This is a genomic window from Blastococcus sp. OS1-29, from assembly GCF_057628075.1.
Genome location: NZ_JBXXJK010000006.1, coordinates 285,579 through 307,766, shown reverse-complemented (window position 1 = coordinate 307,766; position 22,188 = coordinate 285,579). Strand labels below are relative to the sequence as shown.

At 71.9% G+C, this 22,188-nt stretch carries 15 protein-coding genes; 6 read left to right on the top strand and 9 right to left on the bottom strand.

Annotation, left to right across the window (positions count from 1 at the left end; genetic code table 11):
• Nucleotides 1-11 precede the first annotated feature (11 nt).
• Both AC2H4J_RS17290 and AC2H4J_RS17285 read right to left on the bottom strand, forming a co-directional pair.
• Nucleotides 12-818: an IclR family transcriptional regulator gene (locus AC2H4J_RS17290; RefSeq protein ID WP_487466122.1), complete on the bottom strand. Its 807-nt coding sequence runs from the start codon at nucleotides 816-818 to the stop codon at nucleotides 12-14.
• A 75-nt stretch (nucleotides 819-893) separates the two neighbouring features.
• On the bottom strand, nucleotides 894-2,123 hold the full coding sequence (locus AC2H4J_RS17285; protein WP_487466121.1) for a M24 family metallopeptidase: 1,230 nt from the start codon (nucleotides 2,121-2,123) through the stop codon (nucleotides 894-896).
• Between the two features lie 302 nt (nucleotides 2,124-2,425).
• Here AC2H4J_RS17285 and glyA point away from each other — a divergent pair, with 302 nt between their 5' ends.
• From glyA to AC2H4J_RS17255, 6 genes are read left to right on the top strand one after another with little or no spacing between them, the layout of a single operon-like run.
• Nucleotides 2,426-3,712: a serine hydroxymethyltransferase gene (gene glyA, locus AC2H4J_RS17280; RefSeq protein ID WP_487466120.1), complete on the top strand. Its 1,287-nt coding sequence runs from the start codon at nucleotides 2,426-2,428 to the stop codon at nucleotides 3,710-3,712.
• On the top strand, nucleotides 3,709-4,941 hold the full coding sequence (locus AC2H4J_RS17275) for a sarcosine oxidase subunit beta family protein (RefSeq protein WP_487466119.1): 1,233 nt from the start codon (nucleotides 3,709-3,711) through the stop codon (nucleotides 4,939-4,941). Before glyA ends, AC2H4J_RS17275 begins: the two co-directional genes overlap by 4 nt.
• Nucleotides 4,942-4,966: 25 nt before the next feature.
• Entirely contained in the window at nucleotides 4,967-5,272 is a 306-nt protein-coding gene (locus tag AC2H4J_RS17270) for a sarcosine oxidase subunit delta (protein WP_487466118.1), read from the top strand.
• Nucleotides 5,269-8,142, top strand: coding sequence for a sarcosine oxidase subunit alpha family protein (locus AC2H4J_RS17265; RefSeq protein ID WP_487466117.1), 2,874 nt, complete (start codon nucleotides 5,269-5,271; stop codon nucleotides 8,140-8,142). The genes AC2H4J_RS17270 and AC2H4J_RS17265 overlap by 4 nt, the downstream gene beginning before the upstream one ends.
• Nucleotides 8,135-8,749 (top strand): sarcosine oxidase subunit gamma, encoded by a 615-nt coding sequence (locus AC2H4J_RS17260; RefSeq protein ID WP_487466116.1) that lies wholly within the window; start codon nucleotides 8,135-8,137, stop codon nucleotides 8,747-8,749. Before AC2H4J_RS17265 ends, AC2H4J_RS17260 begins: the two co-directional genes overlap by 8 nt.
• The gene (locus tag AC2H4J_RS17255) at nucleotides 8,749-10,125 is read left to right on the top strand and encodes an L-serine ammonia-lyase (protein ID WP_487466115.1); all 1,377 of its coding nucleotides are present in this window, start codon (nucleotides 8,749-8,751) and stop codon (nucleotides 10,123-10,125) included. Before AC2H4J_RS17260 ends, AC2H4J_RS17255 begins: the two co-directional genes overlap by 1 nt.
• 9 nt (nucleotides 10,126-10,134) lie before the next feature.
• Here the strand turns inward: AC2H4J_RS17255 and AC2H4J_RS17250 are convergent, their stop codons facing one another.
• The 7 genes from AC2H4J_RS17250 to trpB form a co-directional block, all read right to left on the bottom strand.
• Nucleotides 10,135-11,010, bottom strand: a complete 876-nt coding sequence (locus AC2H4J_RS17250) for an acyl-CoA thioesterase (RefSeq protein ID WP_487466114.1) — start codon at nucleotides 11,008-11,010, stop codon at nucleotides 10,135-10,137.
• Nucleotides 11,007-12,425 carry a pyruvate kinase gene (pyk, locus tag AC2H4J_RS17245; RefSeq protein WP_487466113.1) on the bottom strand — a complete coding sequence of 473 codons (1,419 nt, stop codon included), beginning with the start codon at nucleotides 12,423-12,425 and terminating at the stop codon, nucleotides 11,007-11,009. The genes AC2H4J_RS17250 and pyk overlap by 4 nt, the downstream gene beginning before the upstream one ends.
• 86 nt (nucleotides 12,426-12,511) lie before the next feature.
• Nucleotides 12,512-14,014 carry a glutamate synthase subunit beta gene (locus AC2H4J_RS17240; RefSeq protein ID WP_487466112.1) on the bottom strand — a complete coding sequence of 501 codons (1,503 nt, stop codon included), beginning with the start codon at nucleotides 14,012-14,014 and terminating at the stop codon, nucleotides 12,512-12,514.
• Between the two features lie 53 nt (nucleotides 14,015-14,067).
• Nucleotides 14,068-18,699, bottom strand: a complete 4,632-nt coding sequence (gene gltB / locus AC2H4J_RS17235; protein WP_487466111.1) for a glutamate synthase large subunit — start codon at nucleotides 18,697-18,699, stop codon at nucleotides 14,068-14,070.
• 409 nt (nucleotides 18,700-19,108) lie between these two features.
• A complete protein-coding gene (gene lgt / locus AC2H4J_RS17230) occupies nucleotides 19,109-20,008 on the bottom strand; it encodes a prolipoprotein diacylglyceryl transferase (protein ID WP_487466110.1) in 900 nt (299 codons plus the stop codon).
• On the bottom strand, nucleotides 20,005-20,793 hold the full coding sequence (trpA, locus tag AC2H4J_RS17225) for a tryptophan synthase subunit alpha (protein ID WP_487466109.1): 789 nt from the start codon (nucleotides 20,791-20,793) through the stop codon (nucleotides 20,005-20,007). The genes lgt and trpA overlap by 4 nt, the downstream gene beginning before the upstream one ends.
• Nucleotides 20,790-22,139, bottom strand: coding sequence for a tryptophan synthase subunit beta (gene trpB / locus AC2H4J_RS17220; RefSeq protein ID WP_487466108.1), 1,350 nt, complete (start codon nucleotides 22,137-22,139; stop codon nucleotides 20,790-20,792). Before trpB ends, trpA begins: the two co-directional genes overlap by 4 nt.
• Between the last annotated feature and the right edge of the window lie 49 nt (nucleotides 22,140-22,188).

Sequence of the window (22,188 nt, the reverse complement as noted above, 5' to 3'; positions counted from 1 at the left end):
TCAAGGCGCCCCTAGCCGCCGCCGAGCCGCGAACCGACGTCGCGGGCAGCCGCGGTGACCGCCTCCCGGATCAGGCCGAGCTGTTCGGTCGAGATCCGGAACCGCGGCGCGGACACCAGCACCGCCGCGACCGGCTCGCCCCGGTGATCGAACACCGGAGCCGCCACGCCCACCTCCTCCAGCGAGGTCTCGCCGTAGTTGACCGCGTAGCCCCGCTCGGCGATCTCCCGCAGGCGCACCAGATAGGCGTCGAGCGCCGCCTCGGTCAGCCCGGGGTGGTCGATCACCCCCTTGACCAGCAGCGAGCGCACGGTGAAGGGATCGAGCTGGGCCAGGAAGACCTGCACCGAGGAGCTGGCCGCCGTGTTGTACCGCGTGCCCAGCGGGGTCGTGTGCTTCACCTGGTGGGAGCTCGGCACCTGCTCGACGCACACCGCCTCGCCGCCGTCCCACACCATCAGCGCGGCAGTCTCCCCGGTCAGGCGGCTGAGACCCTGCAGCACGGGATAGGCGACGCGCCGCACGTCGAGGTCGGCCAGCAGCGGGCCGGCGAGCGCGATCACGCCGAGGCCGAGCCGGAACCGCCGGGTCGTGGGGTCGCGCTCGACCAGGTTCTCGAGCTCGAGGGTGGCCAGGATGCGCGAGACCGTGCTCTTGTGCAGGCCGATCGCGGCCGCGATCTCCGAGACCCCCTGCACCGGCTCGTCGACGGTGAAGGCACGCAGGACGGCCAGGCCGTTCTGCAGCACGGAGATCCCGCGCGTCTCGCCCCCGTCCGGGACGTCGTCGGGCTGGATCAGGCTCTCGGAGGTGGTCATCGGACTCCGTGGATCGTGGTGGAAGTGCCGACGATGCCACGCCGCGGGCGGCCGCGGCGTGGCATCGCCGATCGCTCAGACGCCGAGGATGTTGTGCTCGGGCCCGAACGGGAACTTGGTGATGTTCTCCGCCCCGTTCTCGTGCACGACGAGGATGTCGTGCTCCCGGTAGCCGCCGGCACCCGGCTGCCCCTCCGGCACCATGATCATCGGCTCCATGGACACGACCATGCCCGGCTCGAGCACCGTGTCGATGTCCTCCCGCAGCTCGAGGCCGGCCTCCCGGCCGTAGTAGTGGCACAGCACGCCGAACGAGTGGCCGTAGCCGAACGTGCGGTTGGGCAGCAGGCCGTGGGAGATGTAGATCTCGTTGAGCGTGTGCGCGATCTCCGAGCACTTGATCCCCGGCTTGATGAGCTCGAGGCCGGCCCGGTGCACCGCCACGTTGATCTCCCACAGTTCGAGGGAGCGCTTGTCCGGCTCGCCGTAGAACAGCGTCCGCTCCAGGGCGGTGTAGTACCCGGACGTCATCGGGAAGCAGTTGAGGCTGAGGATGTCGCCCCGCTGAACCTTCCGCGTGGTCGGCCAGTTGTGCGCGCCGTCGGTGTTGATGCCGGACTGGAACCACACCCAGGTGTCGCGGATGTCGGTGTGCGGAAAGGTCCGTGCGATCTCCCGGACCATCGCGTCGGTGCCGGCGAGCGCCACCTCGAACTCGGGCACGCCCTCGGTGATCGCGGCCCGGATGGCCTCACCGCCCAGGTCGCCGATCCGGGCGCCGTGGGTGATCACCTCGATCTCCTCCGCGGACTTGACCATGCGCTGGCGCATCGCCGCCTTCGAGATGTCGGAGAGGACGGCGTCCGGGAAGGCGGCGGCGAACTTCTGCCGCATCTCGGTGGGGAGCGTGTCGTCCTCGACACCGATGCGGCTGGGCTTCACGCCGCGCTGCGCCAGGCTTTCCCGGATCACCCAGATGTAGTTGTCGCGGTGCCAGTCGGTGTAGACGACGTTGTCACCGTACGTCCGCCGCCACGGCATGCCCGCATCGATGTTCGCCGAGACGGTGTACTGGTCGTCGGCGGTCACGACATAGGCGTAGGGGCGGCCGAAGGACGTGTACAGGAAGTCCGAGTAGTACTTCACGTTGTGGTACGAGGTGAGCAGGGCGACGTCCACGCCCTCCTCGGCCATGACCTTCCGGAGCGAGGAGAGGCGGCGCTCCATCTCTTCCGCGGAGAAGGTCTGCTTCTCCTTCTTCCCGTTGTGGATGACCTTGAGACGCTCGAGCTCGGTGACGGACATCGTGGTTCTCCTGTTCCCTGACGGTCGGTGCACGGGTGCCGGGATGCGACGCGACGCGCGCCCCGGGCCGGGAGTCGACGGAGCGGCGTCCCGAGGGGCTGACGTGAGCCCATCTGCGTTGCATTCTGAGCAACGTAGTTGCGAAGCTAGGAGTGGCGTACGCCACTGTCAAGCCTGTCCCAGGCTTCGATTCTGCGATGAGCAGACATCTGAGCGAGGCGCTTGACGGGGCGCACGCCCACCCCTACGTTGCTGGACACGCAACAGCGTTGCGACTCTCGACCGCCAGAGAAGGGACGGCCGTGGCCGACATCCTCGACCTCGAGCTCAGCGTGCTCGACCCCGACGTGCATGCCGCGGTGACCGCTGAACTGCGTCGCCAGCAGTCCACCCTGGAGATGATCGCGTCGGAGAACTTCGCGCCGGCCGCCGTCATGGAGGCCCAGGGCTCCGTGCTCACGAACAAGTACGCGGAGGGCTACCCGGGACGGCGCTACTACGGCGGCTGCGAGCACGTCGACGTCATCGAGCAGCTCGCGATCGACCGGGTGAAGGCCCTGTTCGGCGCAGAGGCGGCCAACGTGCAGCCGCACTCGGGGGCCCAGGCCAACGCGGCCGCCATGTTCGCCCTGCTGGACCCCGGCGACACGATCCTCGGTCTCGACCTCGCCCACGGTGGGCACCTGACGCACGGCATGCGGATCAACTTCTCCGGCAAGCTCTACGACGTCGTCCCCTACCACGTGCGCAAGTCCGACCTCCGGGTCGACATGGAGGAGGTCGAACGACTGGCCCGGGAACACCGTCCCCGGATGATCGTGGCCGGCTGGTCGGCATATCCGCGGCAGCTCGACTTCGCCGAGTTCCGCCGCATCGCCGATCTCGTCGGCGCCTACCTCATGGTCGACATGGCGCACTTCGCCGGTCTGGTCGCCGCGGGCCTTCACCCGAGCCCGGTCCCCCACGCCCACGTCGTCACGACGACCACCCACAAGACCCTCGGCGGCCCGCGGGGCGGGGTCATCCTCAGCACCGCCGAACTCGCGAAGAAGATCAACAGCGCGGTCTTCCCCGGCCAGCAGGGCGGACCCCTCGAGCACGTCATCGCCGCGAAGGCCGTCGCCTTCAAGGTCGCCGCGAGCGACGAGTTCCGCGACCGTCAGCACCGGACCCTGGCCGGCGCACAAGCCCTCGCCGAACGCCTTCTGGCCGACGACGTCCGCGACGCGGGGATCTCGGTGCTCACCGGCGGCACCGACGTGCACCTCGTCCTCGTCGACCTGCGCGACTCCGAGCTCGACGGCCAGCAGGCCGAGGACCGGCTGCACCAGGTCGGCATCACCGTGAACCGCAACGCGGTGCCCTTCGACCCCCGGCCACCGATGGTGTCCTCCGGGCTGCGCATCGGCACCCCGGCCCTGGCCACCCGAGGCTTCGGCGCGGGCGAGTTCCGCGAGGTCGCCGACATCATCGCCGCCGCGCTGACCCGGGAGCTCACCGGCGAGCTCGCCGACGAGCTGCGCGGGCGGGTCGAGACCCTCGCCGCCAAGTTCCCCCTGTACGCGCACCTGGACGGAGCCGCCCGATGACCGTGCACACCGACCCGCGGCACCTGCCCGAGCACCCGAACTGGCTCTGGCGCAATCCCGACCCCAAGCCGTCCTACGACGCGATCGTGGTCGGCGGCGGGGGGCACGGCATCGCCACCGCGTACTACCTGGCGAAGAACCACGGTCTCACCAACGTCGCCGTCCTCGAGAAGGGGTGGCTGGCCGGCGGCAACATGGCCCGCAACACCACGATCATCCGCTCCAACTACCTGTGGGACGAGAGCGCGGCGATCTACGAGTTCGCCCTGCAGCTGTGGGAGCAGCTGCCGGCCGAGCTCGACTACGACTTCCTGTTCAGCCAGCGGGGGGTGCTCAACCTGGCGCACACGCTCCAGGACGTCCGCGAGGCGACCCGGCGGGTCAACGCCAACCGGCTCAACGGGGTGGACGCCGAATGGCTGACCACCGACGAGGTCGCAAAGATCTGCCCGATCCTCAACGTCTCCGCAGACATCCGTTACCCGGTGCTCGGCGCGACGTTCCAGCCCCGAGCCGGGATCGCCAAGCACGACCACGTCGCCTGGGCGTTCGCGCGGGCCGCCGACGCCCTGGGCGTCGACTTCATCCAGAACTGCGAGGTCACCGGCTTCCTGAAGGACGGCGACCGCGTGGTCGGGGTGGAGACCACCCGCGGGCCGATCTCGGCCGGCGTCGTCGGCCTGAACGCGGCCGGGCACAGCAGCGTGCTGGCCGAGCGGGCCGGCTTCCGGCTGCCCGTGCAGTCGCACCCGCTCCAGGCCCTGGTCTCCGAGCTCTACGAGCCGGTGCACCCGACCGTCGTGATGTCCAACCACGTGCACGTCTACGTCTCGCAGGCGCACAAGGGCGAGCTCGTCATGGGCGCGGGGGTCGACTCCTACAACGGCTACGGCCAGCGCGGCTCCTTCCACGTCATCGAGCACCAGATGGCCGCCGCGGTCGAGCTGTTCCCGATCTTCGCCCGCGCGCACGTGCTGCGGACCTGGGGCGGCATCGTCGACGTCTCCCCCGACGCGTCGCCGATCATCGGCCCGACCCCCGTGGAGAACCTCTACGTCAACTGCGGCTGGGGCACCGGCGGCTTCAAGGCGACCCCGTCGGCCGGCTGGACCATGGCCCACACCATGGCGACCGGGCAGCCGCATGCGCTGAACGCGCCCTTCGGGCTGGACCGGTTCACCAGCGGCGCGCTGATCGACGAGCACGGCGCCGCCGCCGTGGCCCACTGACCCGGAAGCCCGAGAGGAGCCCAGCGTGCTGCTGCTGACCTGTCCCTGGTGCGGACCCAGGGACGAGACGGAGTACCACTACGGCGGCCAGGCCCACGTCGCCTACCCCGCCACGCCCGCCGACCTGAGCGACCCGGAGTGGGCGGAGTACCTCTTCTTCCGCGACAACCCAAAGGGTTCCTTCGCGGAGCGCTGGGTGCACAGCACCGGCTGCCGCCGGTGGTTCAACGCCGTCCGCGACACCGTCACCTACGAGGTGCTGGCCACCTACAAGCCCACCGAGCCCCGACCCGCCGCTCCGGCGGGCTCCCCCCCGGAGACCTCGCGATGACCCAGAGCTCACGGCTGCCGACCGGCGGCCCGATCGACCGCGACACCGTGTTGCGCTTCACCGTCGACGGCGTCGAACTGACCGGCCACCCGGGTGACACCGTCGCCTCCGCGCTGCTGGCCAACGGCCGGATCGAGGTCGCGCCGTCGATCTACCGCGGCCGTCCCCGCGGCATCGTCGCCGCCGGCGTGGAGGAGCCCAACGCCCTGCTGCAGGTGGGCGGCGACGTGTCCGAGTCGATGCTGACCGCCACCACGGTGTCCCTGGTCGACGGGCTTCGCGCCGAGACGCTGTCGGGACTCGGCCGGCTCGACCCCACGCCGGACGACGCCATGTACGACAAGAAGTACGTGCACACCGACGTGCTGGTGATCGGCGGCGGGCCGGCCGGTCTCGCCGCGGCCTCGGTCGCCGCCCGCTCGGGCGCCCGCGTGGTGCTCGTCGACGAGCAGACGGAACTCGGCGGCTCCCTGCTGTCGGGGCGTGGCGAGACCGTCGACGGCGTGGCCGCGCCGGACTGGGTCGCGGGCGTCGCTGCCGACCTGGCGGCCGCGCCGGAGGTCGTCGTCCTGTCGCGGACCACCGCCTTCGGCAGCTACGACGACAACTACGTCGTCGCCGTGCAGAACCGCACCGACCACCTGCCCGGACCCGCCCCGAAGGGGGTGTCCCGCCAGCGCGTGTGGCACATCCGGGCGCGCCAGGTCGTGCTCGCCACGGGCGCCCACGAGCGCCCGCTGGTGTTCGCCGGCAACGACCGTCCCGGCGTCGTGCTGGCCTCGGCGGTGCGCAGCTACCTCAACCGGTACGGGGTGGCGACCGGCAGCCGCGTCGTGGTCGCCACGACCAACGACAGCGCGTACGACACCGCCGCCGATCTGCTCGCCGCCGGGATCGACGTGGCGGCCGTCGTCGACGCACGGCCTCAGCTCTCGGCGCGGGCGGAACTGCTGTCCGGCGTCCGCGTGCTGCCCGGCAGCGCCGTGGTCGAGACGCTCGGCGAGCAGCGGCTGACCGACGTCCTGGTCAGCGCCCTGGACGAGGACGGACTCCTCACCGGCGACGCCGAGCGCATCGACGCCGACCTGCTGGCCGTTTCCGGCGGGTGGAGTCCGGTCGTGCACCTGCACAGCCAGCGGCAGGGCCGGCTCCGCTGGGACGACGCCCTGGCTGCCTTCGTCCCGGAGGGCCGGGTGCGCGACCAGCAGGTGGTCGGCTCGGCACGAGGCAGCGTCACGCTCGCCGACTGCCTGAGCGAGGGCACCGAGGCCGGCGCCGCCGCGGCCACGGCCGCCGGTTTCCCGGTCGAGGCGGTCGCCCCCGTGGGCGTCGGCTCGTCGACGGCGGCGCCGACCCGGCAGCTGTGGGTCGTCCCGGGCCGGACCGGCGGGCCCGCGGAGTGGACCGAGCACTTCGTCGACCTGCAGCGGGACCAGACCGTCGCCGACGTCTGGCGGGCCACCGACGCCGGCATGCGCAGCGTCGAGCACGTGAAGCGCTACACGTCGATCAGCACGGCCCACGACCAGGGCAAGACGTCGGCGGTCAACGCCATCGGCGTCATCGCCGCCGCCCTCGGGGACGCCTCGGTCGGCGAGATCGGGACGACGACCGCCCGGGCGCCGTACACCCCGGTGCCCTTCGCCGCGCTCGCCGGCCGCCAGCGCGGCGACCTCTTCGACCCGGAACGGACGACCCCCGCCCATCCGTGGCACGTGGCCCACGGGGCAGCGTTCGAGTTCGTCGGCCAGTGGCTGCGGCCCTGGTACTACGCGCAGCCGGGCGAGGACATGGAGGCGGCCGTGGCCCGGGAGTGCCGGGCGGCCCGCAACGGCGTGGCGATGATGGACGCCTCGACCCTCGGCAAGATCGAGGTGCAGGGCGCCGATGCCGGTGAGTTCCTCAACCGGATGTACACCAACGCCTTCAAGAAGCTCCCCGTGGGCTCGGTGCGGTACGGGGTGATGTGCCGGCCGGACGGCATGGTGTTCGACGACGGCGTCACCCTCCGCCTGGCGGAGGACCGCTACTTCATGACCACGACCACCGGTGGGGCGGCCGGCGTCCTGGACTGGCTGGAGGAGTGGCTGCAGACCGAGTGGCCCGAGCTCGACGTCGTCTGCACCTCGGTCACCGAGCAGTGGACGACGGTGGCCGTGGTGGGCCCGCGGTCCCGCGAGGTCGTCGCCCGGCTCGCCCCGGAGCTGGACGTCTCCAACGAGGCGTTCCCCTTCATCACCTTCCGGGAGACCACACTCGCCTCGGGGATCCCGGCCCGCGTCTGCCGGATCTCCTTCTCGGGGGAGCTCGCCTACGAGATCAACGTGTCCGGCTGGTACGGGCTGGCGCTGTGGGAGCAGGTGCACGCCGCCGGGGCCGACCTGGACATCACCCCCTACGGCACCGAGACGATGCACGTGCTGCGCGCCGAGAAGGCCTACCCGATCGTGGGGCAGGACACCGACGGCACGGTCACCCCGCAGGACCTCGGCATGGCGTGGGTGGTGTCCACGAAGAAGGACTTCGTCGGCCGGCGTTCCTTCGACCGGGCCGACACCGCCCGGCCCGGCCGCAAGCACATGGTGGCCCTCTTCTCGGAGGACGGGACGACCCGGCTCCCCGAGGGCACCCAGGTCGTCGACCGCGACGTGCCGGTCACCCCGTCCGAAGGACCGGTCCCGATGCTCGGTCACGTGACGTCCAGCTACTCCAGCGAGGCGCTCCAGCAGCCGTTCGCGCTGGCGTTGATCGCCGACGGGCGCAACCGGATCGGCCAGAGCCTGCTCGCGCCGGTGGGCGACGAACTCGTCCCCGTCACCGTTGCCGACCCCGTCGTCTACGACCCCGAAGGGACCAAGCGTGATGGCTGACCTGACCAGCCTGCGGCGGAGCCCGCTGCAGCACCTGCACGACCGGTTCGACGCCGAGAGCGTCGGCGGTGACCGTAGCGTCGCCCTCCGGGAACTGCCGTTCCTCACCATGGTCGCGATCCGGGTCGCACCGGGGTCGCGGGCCTTCGACCAGGTCGGCGAGCGGTTGGGGGCAGCCCTCCCACAGGCGTGCGGCGGGGTGTCGTCGTCCGGATGGTGCAGCGCGCTGTGGCTGGGGCCGGACGAGTGGCTGGTGGTCTGCGAGCCCGGCGCCGGGGACGACGGCGACGCGCTGGTGACCGCACTGCGGGACGCCCTGGACGGCGACCCGGGGTCGGTGATCGACGTGTCGGCCAACCGGACCACCCTGGAACTGTCCGGGCCGGCCGCCCGCGAGACGCTCGACAAGAGCTGTCCCGCCGACCTGCACCCGCGGGCGTTCGGGCCCGGCACCGCCGTCACCACGACTCTCGGGCCGGTGCCCGTCCTGCTCTGGCAGACCGGGGAGACGAGCTACCGGGTCCTCCCCCGGTCCTCGTTCGCCGACTACACCGCCCGCTGGCTGCTCGACGCCACCCTCGAGTTCGCCGGACCCGAGGTGCCCTGATGGCGCTGTCGGCGTTCGATCTGTACTCCGTCGGCATCGGCCCCTCCTCCTCGCACACGGTGGGGCCGATGCGCGCGGCCAAGATGTTCGTCGACGGCCTGGCACGCGAGGGCCGGCTGCCCGGAACCGCCCGGGTCCAGGCGGAACTGTTCGGCTCCCTGGGTGCGACGGGGCACGGCCACGGCTCGGCGAAGGCGGTCGTGCTGGGTCTGGAGGGCGAGGAGCCGGCCACGGTCGACACCGAGTCCGCCGACGACCGCGTCGCCGCGATCCGCGCGGAGGGCCGGCTGCGGCTGGGCGGCAGCCACCCGGTCGCCTTCGACGCCGACGGCGACGTGGTGCTCCACCGTCGCAGGTCGCTGCCCGCCCATCCCAACGGGATGGTGTTCCGGGCACTGGACGCCGAAGGCACGACGCTGACCGAGCGCACCTACTACTCCGTGGGCGGTGGTTTCGTCGTCGACGAGGCGGCCAGCGGCGCCGACCGGGTGGTGCTGGACGACACCCCCCTCCCGTTCCCCTTCACCACCGGGGCAGAACTGCTGGCGCACTGCGCCCGGGAGGGCATGTCGATCAGTGACGTCATGCTCGCCAACGAGCAGGCATGGCGGACCGAGGCCGAGGTCCGCGCCGGGATGCTGCACCTGTGGTCGGTCATGCAGGACTGCGTCGAGCGTGGCTGCCACCGGCAGGAGCCCGTTCTGCCCGGCGGCCTGAAGGTGCCGCGCCGCGCCCCCGGGCTGTTCCGCGAGCTGACCGGTGACGCCGACTCCGTCGACCCCCTGCGGGTGCTCGACTGGGTCAACCTCTTCGCCCTCGCGGTCAACGAGGAGAACGCCTCCGGCGGGCGCATCGTCACCGCGCCCACCAACGGCGCGGCCGGCATCGTGCCCGCGGTCCTGCACTACTACGCGCGGTTCGTGCCCGGCGCCGACGACGACGGCGTCGTCCGGTTCCTGCTCACCGCGGCCGCGATCGGCATCCTGTTCAAGGAGAACGCATCCATCTCCGGCGCGGAGGTCGGCTGCCAGGGCGAGGTGGGGTCGGCCTGCTCGATGGCCGCCGGCGCGCTGTGCGAGGTGCTGGGCGGCACCCCGGCGCAGGTGGAGAACGCCGCCGAGGTCGGCATCGAGCACAACCTGGGCCTGACCTGCGACCCCATCGGCGGCCTCGTGCAGATCCCGTGCATCGAGCGCAACGCCATCGCGAGCGTCAAGGCCATCAACGCCGCCCGGCTGGCCCTGTCGGGCAACGGCAGCCACAAGGTGAGCCTGGACAAGGCGATCAAGACCATGCGCGAGACCGGCCGGGACATGAAGGTCAAGTACAAGGAGACGTCCCGCGGTGGTCTGGCGGTCAACGTCATCGAGTGCTGATCAGGCGCGTCAGTCCTCCAGGGACCGGATGAGCCCCTCCTGGGCGACGGTCGCGACGTGCGTTCCGTCGGCGCTCCAGATCTGGCCGAAGCACAGCGCACGGCCCGAGGCGGCGGCCGGGCTGTCGGTCTCGTAGAGGAACCACTCGTCCGCGCGCACCGGCCGGTGGAACCACACCGAGTGGTCGAGGCTCGCCCCGATGAAGTCCTGCCAGCCGCCGCCGAGCCGGGCGAACCCGGCCGACAGGAGCGTGAGGTCGCTGACGAACGTGAGCGCCGCCGCCTGCACGGCCGCGTCCTCGCCCAGCCGGCCGGCCACCCGGAACCAGCCCCACGACTTGGTGTCGGGATAGGTCTTCGGAGGTGCGACGAACGGGTCGGCCAGGAAACGCTGCTCCACGACCTGCCCCATGGCGCTCATCCACGCCGCCCGGTCACCGTGCGCCGCGACCAGATCCGCCGTGCCCAGCAGGTTCTCGGGGCCCGGCACGTCGGGCATCGGCAAGGAGTGCTCGGCCACCGGCGTCTCCCCCGCGTGGAAGTCCGCGGTCAGCGAGAAGATGGCGACCTCCTCGCCCTTGCGGTCCTGCCACGCGACCACGCGGCGGGTCGTGAACGACCGCCCGTCGCGGATCCGGTCGACGGCGTAGCGGATCTCCTCGGTGGGATCGCCGGGCCGCAGGAAGTAGGAGTGCAGCGAGTGCACGGGCCGCGCGGCGTCGACCGTCAGCCCGGCCGCCATCAGCGCCTGGCCGGCCACCTGGCCGCCGAAGATGCGCTGCCGCTCGGTGCTCGGCGTCTGCCCGACGAACACGTCGGGCTTGCGCTCCTCGAGCGCCAGCACCGCCAGCAGCGCCGCGGCCTGGCTGCCCGGCGGTCGGCTCACGAGTCGGTGCCCACTTCGTGCACGCGGATCAGGTTGGTCGACCCCACCGTGTTCGGCGGGCTGCCGGCCACGACCACGACCCGGTCGCCGACCTTGAGCCGGCCGATCGACAGCAGCGAGAAGTCGACCTGGGCGACCATGTCGTCGGTGTGCTCGACCGTGGGGACCAGGAAGGTCTCCACACCCCAGGACAGCGCCAACTGACTGCGCACGCGCGCATCGATGGTGAAGGCCAGCAGCGGCTGCCGGGGGTGCAGGGCGGCCAGCCGCCGGGTGGTCTCGCCGGTCTGGGTGAACGTGGCCAGCGCCTTGACGTCCAGCGCCTCGCCGACGTCCTTGGCGGCCCGCACGATCGCGCCGGAGCGCGAGCGGGACCGGCGGACGACGTCCGGCACGGAGATCGTCGTGTCGCTCTCGACCGTGTCGATGATCCGCTCCATGGTGCGGACGGCGCCGATCGGGTGGGCGCCCACCGAGGTCTCGCCGGAGAGCATGACCGCGTCGGCGCCGTCGAGGACGGCGTTCGCGACGTCGGAGGCCTCGGCGCGCGTCGGCCGCGAGTTGGTGATCATCGACTCGAGCATCTGGGTGGCCACGATGACCGGCTTGTTGCGCTCGCGGGCGGCCTGGATCGCGCGCTTCTGCACGAGCGGGACCTCCTCGAGGGGCAGCTCCACCCCGAGGTCACCGCGGGCCACCATGATCGCGTCGAACGCCTCGACGATCGCCTCGAGGTTCTCGACCGCCTCGGGCTTCTCCAGCTTGGCGATGACGGGGACGGAGATGTCCTCCTGCCGCATGATGTCGCGGACGAGCTCCACGTCGTGGGCGGACCGGACGAACGACAGCGCGATGAAGTCGACGCCCAGCCGCAGCGCGAAGCGCAGGTCCTCCTCGTCCTTGTCCGAGAGCGGCGGGACGCTGACGGCGACACCGGGCAGCGACAGCCCCTTGTTGTTCGAGACCGGGCCGCCCTCGACCACCAGGCAGAAGACGTCGGGGCCGTCGACCCGCACCACGGTGAGCGCGAGCTTGCCGTCGTCCACGAGCAGCCGGTCACCGACGACGACGTCGTCGGCGAGGTCCTTGTAGGTGGTGGAGACGCGGTCGGCGGTGCCCTCGACGTCGGCGACGGTGATGCAGACCTGCGTGCCGGTGGGCCACTCCACCGGGCCGTCGGCGAAGGTGCCGAGCCGGATCTTGGGCCCCTGGAGGTCGGCCAGGACGGCGACGGCGTGGCCGGTGTTGTCCGATGCCTGCCGCACCCGCTGGTAGGCGGTCGCGTGGTGCTCGTGCGCCCCGTGGCTGAAGTTCAGCCGGGCCACGTCCATCCCGGACTCGACGAGGGCGGTGATCTGCTCCAGGGAACTGGTCGCGGGCCCGAGGGTGCAGACGATCTTGGCGCGGCGGGACATGGACCCAACGCTAGTGGGGTGGCACCGATCTCACCGCAGCGACCCGGCGCCGGCCACGCAATTCGTCGTGGCCGGCACCGAATTCGTTAGCGCAGTGCGACCGCCGTCGGCGTGACCGGCCGGGGCAGGTCGGAGCCGCCGGTCAGATAGGAGTCCGCCGCCGCGGCTGCGGCCCGCCCCTCCGCGATCGCCCACACGATCAGCGACTGACCGCGGCCCATGTCGCCGGCGACGAACACGCCCGGCACCGTGGACATGAACGAGGCGTCGCGCGCCACGTTGCCGCGCTCGTCGACCTCGACGCCCAGGGCGTCGATCAAGCCCTCGCGCTGCGCGCCGGTGAAGCCCATGGCGAGGAACACCAGATCGGCCGGCAGCTCGCGCTCGGTGCCCTCCACCTTCTGGAACCGGCCGTCGACCCGCTCGACCTCGTGGAGGAGCAGCGCGCGGACGTTGCCGCGGGCGGGGCCCTCCTCATGACCCAGGAAGCGCTCGGTGTTGACCGAGTACAGCCGCTCGCCACCCTCCTCGTGCGCGCTGGAGACCCGCATGATCATCGGGTAGGTCGGCCACGGGTTGATGTCGTGGGCCCGGCGGTCCGGCGGGGCCGGCATGATCTCCAGCTGGGTCACCGACACAGCGCCCTGGCGGTGCGCCGTGCCCAGGCAGTCGGCGCCGGTGTCACCCCCGCCGATGATCACCACGTGCTTGCCGGCGGCGTCGATCGGCGGGTCGTCGAGCTCGCCGAGCGCCTGCCGGTTGCCGTAGGGCAGGTACTCCATGGCCAGATGGATGCCGGCCAGCTCGCGCCCCGGGGCGGGCAGGTCACGGCCGACCGTGGCCCCGCCGGCGAGGACGACGGCGTCGAAGTCCGCCCGCAACTGCTCGGCCGACAGGTCGTGCTCCCCCGGCCCACCGACCTCGACGCCGGTGACGAACCGGGTGCCCTCGGCGCGCATCTGGTCCAGCCGCCGGTCGAGCACGGCCTTCTCCATCTTGAACTCCGGGATGCCGTAGCGGAGCAGGCCGCCGACGCGGTCGGCGCGCTCGTACACGGTGACGTCGTGCCCGGCTCGGGTGAGCTGCTGGGCGGCGGCGAGTCCCGCCGGCCCGGAGCCGATGACGGCGACCTTCCGGCCGGACCGCTGCGCCGGGGTCTGGGGCTGCACCCAGCCCTCCTCGAAGGCCCGGTCGATGATCTCCCACTCGATCTGCTTGATCGTGACCGGCGACTCCCGCAGGTTCAGCACGCAGGAGCCCTCGCACGGAGCGGGGCACAGCTTCCCGGTGAACTCGGGGAAGTTGTTGGTCGAGTGCAGCCGCTCGATGGCGTCGTGCCAGTCGTCGCGCCGGGCGAGGTCGTTCCACTCCGGGATCAGGTTCGCCACCGGGCAGGCGTGGTGGCAGAAGGGGATGCCGCAGTCCATGCACCGGGCCGCCTGCTTGCGCACCTCGGCGGTCGGGAAGAGCGGGTCCTCACCGTTCTGCCGCGCGACGTAGACGTCCTTCCAGTCCCGGATCCGCACCTCGACCGGCCGCCGCGGCGGCAGCGCCCGGTCGAACTTCAGGAATCCCGTCGAGTCAGCCACGAGCCGCCTCCTTTCGCGCGAGTTGCGTGAGACATCCGGTTGCGTAGCGCGTCTCAGCCACGAGCCGCCTCCATCACTGCCACATCGACATCGGTGCCGTTCGCCTCGGCCATCCGCTGCGCGTCCATCGCCCGGCGGTAGTCGCGCGGCATGATCACGCTGAACTGCTCCGACCAACGGCCCCAGTCGGCCAGCAGCGCGTGCGCCACCGGCGACTCGGTGTCCTCGGCGTACCGGACCAGCACGTCGCGCAGCCACTGGGCGGACTCGCCGTCGAGCGGGTCCACGTCGACCATCTCGGGATTCACCCGGTGCCGCGCGAGGTCGAGCACGTAGGCGATGCCGCCGGACATGCCCGCGGCGATGTTCCGGCCGGTCGGCCCGAGGATCACCGCGCGCCCGCCGGTCATGTACTCCAGCGCGTGGTCGCCCACGCCCTCGACGATCGCGAGCGCACCGGAGTTGCGGACGCAGAACCGCTCCCCCACCCGGCCCCGGAGGAAGATCTCCCCGCCGGTGGCGCCGTAGCCGATCACGTTGCCCGCGATCACGTTGTCCTCGGCGGCGAACGGCGCCTCCCGCGACGGGCGGACGACGATCCGGCCGCCGGACAGGCCCTTGCCGACGTAGTCGTTGGCATCGCCGAACAGCCGCATCGTGATGCCGCGCGGGAGGAAGGCGCCGAACGACTGGCCGGCCGACCCGCCGAAGGTGAGGTCGATCGTGCCGTCGGGCAGGCCCTCACCGCCGAAGCGGCGGGTGACCATGGAGCCCAGCATCGTGCCCACGGTGCGGTTGACGTTGCGCACCGGCAGCTCGAGGCTGACCGGCCGCGCGTCGAGGAGCGCGCCCTCGCAGAGCTGGATCAGCGTCTGGTCCAGCGCGATGTCCAGGCCGTGGTCCTGGCCCTTGATCCGGTGCAGCGGCGCCCCCTCGGGCAGCTCCGGCACGACCAGCATCGGGGAGAGGTCCAGCCCCTGCGCCTTCCAGTGCCCGACCGCCCTGCGGGTGTCGAGCAGCTCGGCGTGGCCGATGGCCTCGTCGATCGACCGGAAGCCCAGCTCGGCCAGGTACTGCCGCACCTGCTCGGCCAGGAACTCGAAGAAGGTGACGACGAACTCCGGCTGCCCGGTGAACCGCTTGCGCAGCTCCGGGTTCTGGGTCGCGACGCCGACCGGGCAGGTGTCGAGGTGGCAGACGCGCATCATCACGCAGCCCGACACCACCAGCGGCGCCGTGGCGAACCCGAATTCCTCGGCCCCCAGCAGCGCGGCGACGATCACGTCGCGGCCGGTCTTCATCTGCCCGTCGACCTGCACGGTGATGCGGTCGCGCAGCCCGTTGGCCAGCAGGGTCTGCTGGGTCTCGGCGAGACCCAGCTCCCACGGCGAACCGGCGTGCTTCAGCGAGGTAAGGGGCGCGGCGCCCGTGCCACCGTCGTGGCCGGAGATGAGGACGACGTCCGCATGCGCCTTGCTGACACCCGCCGCGACCGTGCCGACGCCGACCTCGGAGACGAGCTTGACGTGCACCCGCGCCTCGTTGTTCGCGTTCTTGAGGTCGTGGATGAGCTGCTTGAGGTCCTCGATCGAGTAGATGTCGTGGTGCGGCGGCGGGCTGATCAGCCCGACACCCGGCGTCGAGTGCCGCGTGCGCGCCACCCAGGGGTACACCTTGGTGCCCGGCAGCTGGCCGCCCTCGCCGGGCTTGGCGCCCTGCGCCATCTTGATCTGGATGTCGTCGGCGTTGACCAGGTACTCGCTGGTGACGCCGAACCGGCCCGAGGCGACCTGCTTGATCGCCGAGCGGCGCAGGTCGCCGTTCGGGTCGGGCAGGAAGCGGTCGGGGTCCTCGCCCCCCTCGCCGGTGTTCGACTTGCCGCCGAGCCGGTTCATGGCGATCGCGAGCGTCTGGTGCGCCTCGGCCGAGATGGAGCCGTAGCTCATCGCGCCGGTGGAGAACCGCTTGACGATCTCGCTGACCGGCTCGACCTCCTCGAGGGGCACCGGAGGCCGCTCACCGGTCTTGATCGTGAAGAGCCCGCGCAGGGTCGCGGCCTCCTCCGAGAGCGTGTCGACCGTCTGCGTGTACTTCTCGAACACGTCGTACTGGCGCGACCGCGTGGCGTGCTGCAGCAGGAACACCGTCTCGGGGTTGAACAGGTGCACCTCGCCCTCGCGGCGCCACTGGTACTCGCCACCGGTCTCCAGCCGGCGGTGCGCCCGCTCGGTCGGGTTCTCCGGGTAGGCGCGGCGGTGGCGCATGGCCACCTCCTCGGCGAGGACGTCGATGCCCACGCCGCCCAGGGGCGCGGACGTGCCGGTGAAGTACTCGTCGACCAGCTCCTGCGAGAGCCCGACGGCCTCGAAGATCTGCGCCATCGTGTAGGAGCCGACGGTGCTGATGCCCATCTTGCTCATCACCTTGAGCACGCCCTTGCCGAGCGCCTTGACCATGTTGCGCACGGCCTGGCCGGGCTCCACGCCGGTCAGCTCGCCGTCGCGGATGAGGTCCTCGATCGACTCGAAGGCCAGGTACGGGTTGACCGCGGCGGCGCCGTAGCCGAGCAGCAGGGCGACGTGGTGCACCTCGCGGCAGTCGCCGGACTCGACGACCAGGCCGACCTCCATGCGCGTCTTCTCGCGCACCAGGTGGTGGTGCACGGCGGCGGTCATGAGCAGCGACGGGATCGGCGCGCGCTGCTCGTCGCAGTCGCGGTCGGACAGCACGATGAGGCGGGCGCCGGCGGCGATGGCCTTGGAGACCTTCGTGCGCAGCTGCTCGATCGCCTCGGCGAGCGCCTTCCCACCGCCGTTGACGTCGAAGTGGCCGGTGATCCGCACGGCGGCGTAGCCGGGCAGGTCGCCGTCGTCGTCGATGTGCAGGATCTTGGCGAGCTCGTCGTTGTCGATGACCGGGAACGGCAGGTACACCTGTCGACAGGACGCCGGGGTGGCCTGCAGCAGGTTCTGCTCCGGTCCGAAGGTGCGTCCCAGGCTCGTCACCAGTTCCTCGCGGATGGCGTCCAGCGGCGGGTTGGTCACCTGCGCGAAGAGCTGCCCGAAGTAGTCGTAGAGCAGCCGGGAGCGGTCCGACAGCGCCGCCACCGGGGTGTCGGTGCCCATCGAGCCGATCGGCTCGGCCCCGAACGACGCCATCGGCGTCACCAGGACGCGCAGCTCCTCCTCGGTGTAGCCGAACAGCTGCTGCCGGCGGACGACCGATTCGTGGCTGGGCCGCGACCGCCGGCGCTCGGGCAGCTGCGGCAGATGCACGAGACCGGCGTGCAGCCAGTCGTCGTACGGCTGCTCGGCGGCCAGCGCGCCCTTGACCTCCTCGTCGGAGACGATCCTCCCGGAGGCGGTGTCGACCAGGAACATCCGGCCGGGCTGCAGCCGGCCCTTCGCCACGATGTCGGCGGCCGGGACGTCGAGGACGCCGACCTCGCTGGCGAGGATCACCAGGTCGTCCTTGGTCTGCCACCAGCGGCCGGGACGCAGGCCGTTGCGGTCGAGGACGGCGCCGATCAGCGTGCCGTCGGTGAAGCAGACGGCGGCGGGACCGTCCCACGGCTCCATGATCGAGGCGTGGAACCGGTAGAAGGCCCGGCGGGCCGGGTCCATCTCGTCGTGGTTCTCCCACGCCTCCGGGATCATCATCAGGACGGCGTGCGGCAGCGAGCGGCCGGACAGGTGCAACAGCTCGAGCACCTCGTCGAAGGTGGCCGAGTCGCTGAAGTCGCTGGCCGTCACCGGGAAGATGCGGTCCAGGCCGAGCTCGGACGCCGGGCCCGCCGGGCCGTCGAACAGCTCGGTGGCCAGCTTGGCCTCCCGCGCCCGCATGCGGTTGCGGTTGCCCTTGATCGTGTTGATCTCGCCGTTGTGCGCGATGAAGCGGAACGGGTGGGCCAGCGGCCAGCTGGGGAACGTGTTGGTGGAGAACCGGCTGTGCACCAGGGCGATCGCCGACTCGTAGCGCTCGTCGCGCAGGTCGGGGAAGAACAGCGGCAGCTGGTCGGTGGTCAGCATGCCCTTGTAGGTGATCGTCCGCGACGACAGCGAGGCGATGTAGAGGGAACTGCCGGCCTCGACCGCGGCCCGCTCGGCGCGCTTGCGCAGCACGAACGAGCGCCGCTCGAGGCGGGTGACGCCGTTGCACTCGACGTTCCCGCCGAACGCCGTCTCGTCCGCCCGCGCCCCCATGGTCTCGGCGACGAAGAGCTGGCCGAAGTACGGCATCACCGCGCGGGCGGTGGGTCCGAGGTCGGCGCCGTCCGGGTCGACCGGGACGTCGCGCCAGCCGAGGACGGTGAGCCCCTCCTCCGCGGCGAGGTGGGCGACGTCCTCGATGCGGGCGGCCCGCTCGGCGTCGTCCGTCGGCAGGAAGGCGATGCCCACGGAGTACTCGCCCATCGGCGGCAGGTCGAAGTCGACGCTGGCGCGCAGCAGGGCGTCGGGGATCTGGGTCAGGATGCCCGCGCCGTCGCCGGAGTTCGGCTCCGAGCCGGCCGCTCCGCGGTGGTCGAGGTTGTGCAGGGCGGTGAGGCCCTGGGCCACGATCGCGCGGGACCGCCTTCCTCGGGCGTCGGCCACGAAGGCGACGCCACAGGCGTCCTTGTCGTTCGCCGGGTCGTAGAGGCCGGTCTTCGCCGGGACGGCGGAGAAGGGCACTCCCGAAGAAGGCACGGCCGTCGCGGGAGCAGGGGAAGACGCAGCGGCGGGGGCGGTGAGGTCGGACATGTCACTCCCGTCGTCGGCAGCCGTCCGCACCCCGTGCGAGGTGCCGGACGGGGGCTGAGGGCCCGGGCCGGTGGAAAGGCGGCGATACAGGGCGGCACTGCGGAGAGCCTGGCTGCCAGGGGAACGTACGTCCTGGCCTGGCGCAGGTTCGAGCCCACCGGGGGATGACCGCTGGGCTGTCGTCCGCGGGGCGACGCTGGCCCGGTTCCGACGGTGGGGACCCGGCCAGGATCGCCGGCGGGTCTGCTGCGAAGCGTACACAGCCGTCACCCCGCTCTCAGCGGGAGAAAACTCACGTCCGGCGAGTCGGCAGGATCACGGCGGTGCCTGGCAGGCCCGTGCCCGGGGGAACGGGTCAGGCGGGATCCGCGGGCCGGTGATCGTCCTCACCCACCGCAACCGGATCGGTGTCCGGTGCCGCGCCCCGGTGGATCACCTCGCGCGACCGGCCCCGCATGAGCACGAAATAGGCCAGCGCGCCGAGGCCGACGATGATCGCGGTGAACACGTTGAGCCGGACGCCGAAGAAGTGCTCGGCCGGGTCGGTGCGCAGCAGCTCCACCCACAGCCGCCCGAGGCAGTAGCTGGCCACGTACAGCGCGAAGGCCCGCCCGTGACCGAGCCGGAACCGGCGGTCGGCCCAGATGACGAAGGCGGCGGCGGCGAGATTCCACAGCAGCTCGTAGAGGAACGTGGGGTGGAAGTAACCCAGCACGATGGGGTGGCCGTCGGCGCCGACCGCGGCCCGGCCGCCGTCCCATTCGTAGATCTTCAGCCGCCAGGGCAGGTCGGTCGGACCGCCGTAGAGCTCGTTGTTGAACCAGTTGCCCAACCGGCCGATGGCCTGCGCGACCAATAGCCCCGGCGCCAGGGCGTCGGCGAAGGCCGGCAGCGGGATGCCCCGGCGGCGGCAGGCGATCCAGGCGCCGACGCCGCCGAGGGCGATGGCACCCCAGATGCCCAGGCCGCCCTCCCAGATGGCGAAGGCCCGGAGCGGGTCACCGCCCGCGCCGAAGTAGGCGCGGGGGCTCGAGACCACGTGGTAGAGCCGGCCGCCGACGATGCCGAACGGCACCGCCCAGACGGCGATGTCGAGGACGTCCCCGGCCGCGCCGCCGCGGGCGACCCAGCGCTTCTCGGTCAGCAGGATGGCGGCGATGATGCCGGCGACGATGCAGAGCGCGTACGCACGGATCGGCAGCGGCCCCAGGTCCCAGACGCCCTGTGTCGGGCTGGGGATGGTGGCGAGGATCATGCCCGTACTCCCGCGGCCAGGTCCTCGGACAAGGCTCGGACTCCCTTCGTCCCCCGCTGCTCCAGCAACTCCCGCACGTAGGCGGACCCGACGATCACGCCGTCGGCGAACGATGCGACCTCGGCCGCCTGTTCGCCGTCCGACACGCCGAGGCCGACGCACACCGCCAGCCCGGGTGCGGCCGCTCGCGTGCGCGCGACCAGTGCCTCCGCAGCGTGGCCGACCGTGGCACGGGTGCCCGTGACCCCCATCGTGGAGGCGGCGTACACGAAACCGCGACAGGCGGCGGTGGTCGAGGCCAGCCGCGCGTCGGCCGAGGACGGCGCCACGAGGAAGACACGGTCCAGGTCGGCCGCCTCGGCGGCGGCGATCCAGGCCGCGGCCTCGTCGGGGATGAGGTCGGGGGTGATGGCCCCCGCTCCCCCGGCGGCGGCCAGGTCGGTGGCGAACCGCTCGACTCCGTAGCGCTCGATCGGGTTCCAGTAGCTCATCACCACCGGCACGGCGCCGGCGGCGGCCACCGCCGTGACGGCCCGCAGGACGTCCCGCATGCCGACCCCGGCCCGGACGGCGACGTCGACGGCCTGTTGGATCACCGGCCCGTCCATGCCCGGGTCGCTGTAGGGGACGCCGATCTCGACGATGTCGGCCCCGCCGTCGACCGCCGCGGTCATCGCGGCGATCGAGCCGTCGACGTCCGGGTAGCCGACCGGCAGGTAGGCGATCAGCGCCGCCCGCCCCTCGGCCTTGGCCGCCGCGATGCGGTCGGCGAGCTGACTGCTCATGCCTCGTCCCCGGCGTCGGGCCCGGCGACGGCGTCGCCACGGGTGACGGCTCCCTCGGTGGGCTGCTGGTCGGTGTCGAGCCCGGGACCGGGGTCGACCTCCTCGCGGTCGCCGAGGCCGAACCAGCGCGAGGCGGTCTCGACGTCCTTGTCGCCGCGGCCGGACAGGTTCACCAGCAGGAGCGCGTCGGGACCCAGCTCCTTGCCCAGCACGAGCGCGCCGGCCAGCGCGTGCGCCGACTCGATCGCCGGGATGATCCCCTCGGTGCGGCAGAGCAGAGCGAACGCCTCCATCGCCTCGGCATCGGTGACCGCGCGGTACTCGGCGCGCCCGACGTCGTGCAGGTAGGAGTGCTCCGGCCCGACACCCGGGTAGTCGAGCCCGGCGCTGATCGAGTGCGACTCGATGGTCTGGCCGTTCTCGTCCTGCAGCAGGTAGGAGCGGGCGCCGTGCAGCACGCCGGGCGAGCCGCCGGTGATCGTCGCGGCGTGGCGGCCGGTGTCGACGCCGTCGCCACCGGCCTCGAGGCCGATCAGCCGCACGCCCTCGTCCGGCACGAACGCGGTGAAGATGCCGATCGCGTTCGACCCGCCGCCGACGCACGCGAGGACCGCGTCGGGCAGCCGGCCCTCCCGCTCGAGCAGCTGGGCGCGGGCCTCGTCGCCGATGACGCGCTGGAAGTCGCGCACCATCGCGGGGAACGGGTGGGGCCCGGCGACCGTCCCGAACACGTAGTTCGTCGTCTCCACGTTGGTGACCCAGTCGCGGAAGGCCTCGTTGATGGCGTCCTTCAGGGTGCGCGAACCGGTGGTCACCGGGATGACCTCGGCGCCGAGCAGCCGCATCCGGGCGACGTTGAGCGCCTGGCGCCGGGTGTCCTCCTCGCCCATGTACACCGTGCAGGACAGCCCCATGAGCGCCGCGGCGGTCGCCGTCGCGACCCCGTGCTGGCCGGCGCCGGTCTCGGCGATGACGCGGGTCTTGCCGATCCGCTTGGTGAGCAACGCCTGCCCGAGCACATTGTTGATCTTGTGCGAGCCGGTGTGGTTGAGGTCCTCGCGCTTGAGCAGGACTCGCGCCCCGCCGGCGTGCTCGGCGAAACGCTGGACCTCGGTGATCGGGCTGGGCCGGCCGGTGTAGTCGCGCTGCAGCCGGTCGAACTCGGCGATGAACGCGGGGTCGACCCGCATGGCCTCGTAGGCCTCGGTCAGCTCGTCGAGCGCGGCGACCAAGGCCTCCGGCACGAATCGGCCGCCGAAGACGCCGAAGTGGCCAGTGGCGTCGGGCCAGCCCGGCCGCGCCGGCAGGAGGTGTTCTCCGGGCTGCGGTGGGGTGGTCGTCGTCATGTCCCTATTGTCTCGCGCGGCGGTGGCCCTCCTGCAGGGGCCCGCCGCG

Excerpts from the sequence above, each read along its gene's own strand:
- AC2H4J_RS17290 (WP_487466122.1), bottom strand. The coding sequence starts at position 818 with ATGACCACCTCCGAGAGCCTGATCCAGCCCGACGACGTCCCGGACGGG.
- AC2H4J_RS17285 (WP_487466121.1), bottom strand. The coding sequence starts at position 2,123 with ATGTCCGTCACCGAGCTCGAGCGTCTCAAGGTCATCCACAACGGGAAG.
- AC2H4J_RS17275 (WP_487466119.1), top strand. The coding sequence starts at position 3,709 with ATGACCGTGCACACCGACCCGCGGCACCTGCCCGAGCACCCGAACTGG.
- AC2H4J_RS17265 (WP_487466117.1), top strand. The coding sequence starts at position 5,269 with ATGACCCAGAGCTCACGGCTGCCGACCGGCGGCCCGATCGACCGCGAC.
- AC2H4J_RS17260 (WP_487466116.1), top strand. The coding sequence starts at position 8,135 with ATGGCTGACCTGACCAGCCTGCGGCGGAGCCCGCTGCAGCACCTGCAC.
- AC2H4J_RS17255 (WP_487466115.1), top strand. The coding sequence starts at position 8,749 with ATGGCGCTGTCGGCGTTCGATCTGTACTCCGTCGGCATCGGCCCCTCC.
- pyk (WP_487466113.1), bottom strand. The coding sequence starts at position 12,425 with ATGTCCCGCCGCGCCAAGATCGTCTGCACCCTCGGGCCCGCGACCAGT.
- lgt (WP_487466110.1), bottom strand. The coding sequence starts at position 20,008 with ATGATCCTCGCCACCATCCCCAGCCCGACACAGGGCGTCTGGGACCTG.
- trpA (WP_487466109.1), bottom strand. The coding sequence starts at position 20,793 with ATGAGCAGTCAGCTCGCCGACCGCATCGCGGCGGCCAAGGCCGAGGGG.
- trpB (WP_487466108.1), bottom strand. The coding sequence starts at position 22,139 with ATGACGACGACCACCCCACCGCAGCCCGGAGAACACCTCCTGCCGGCG.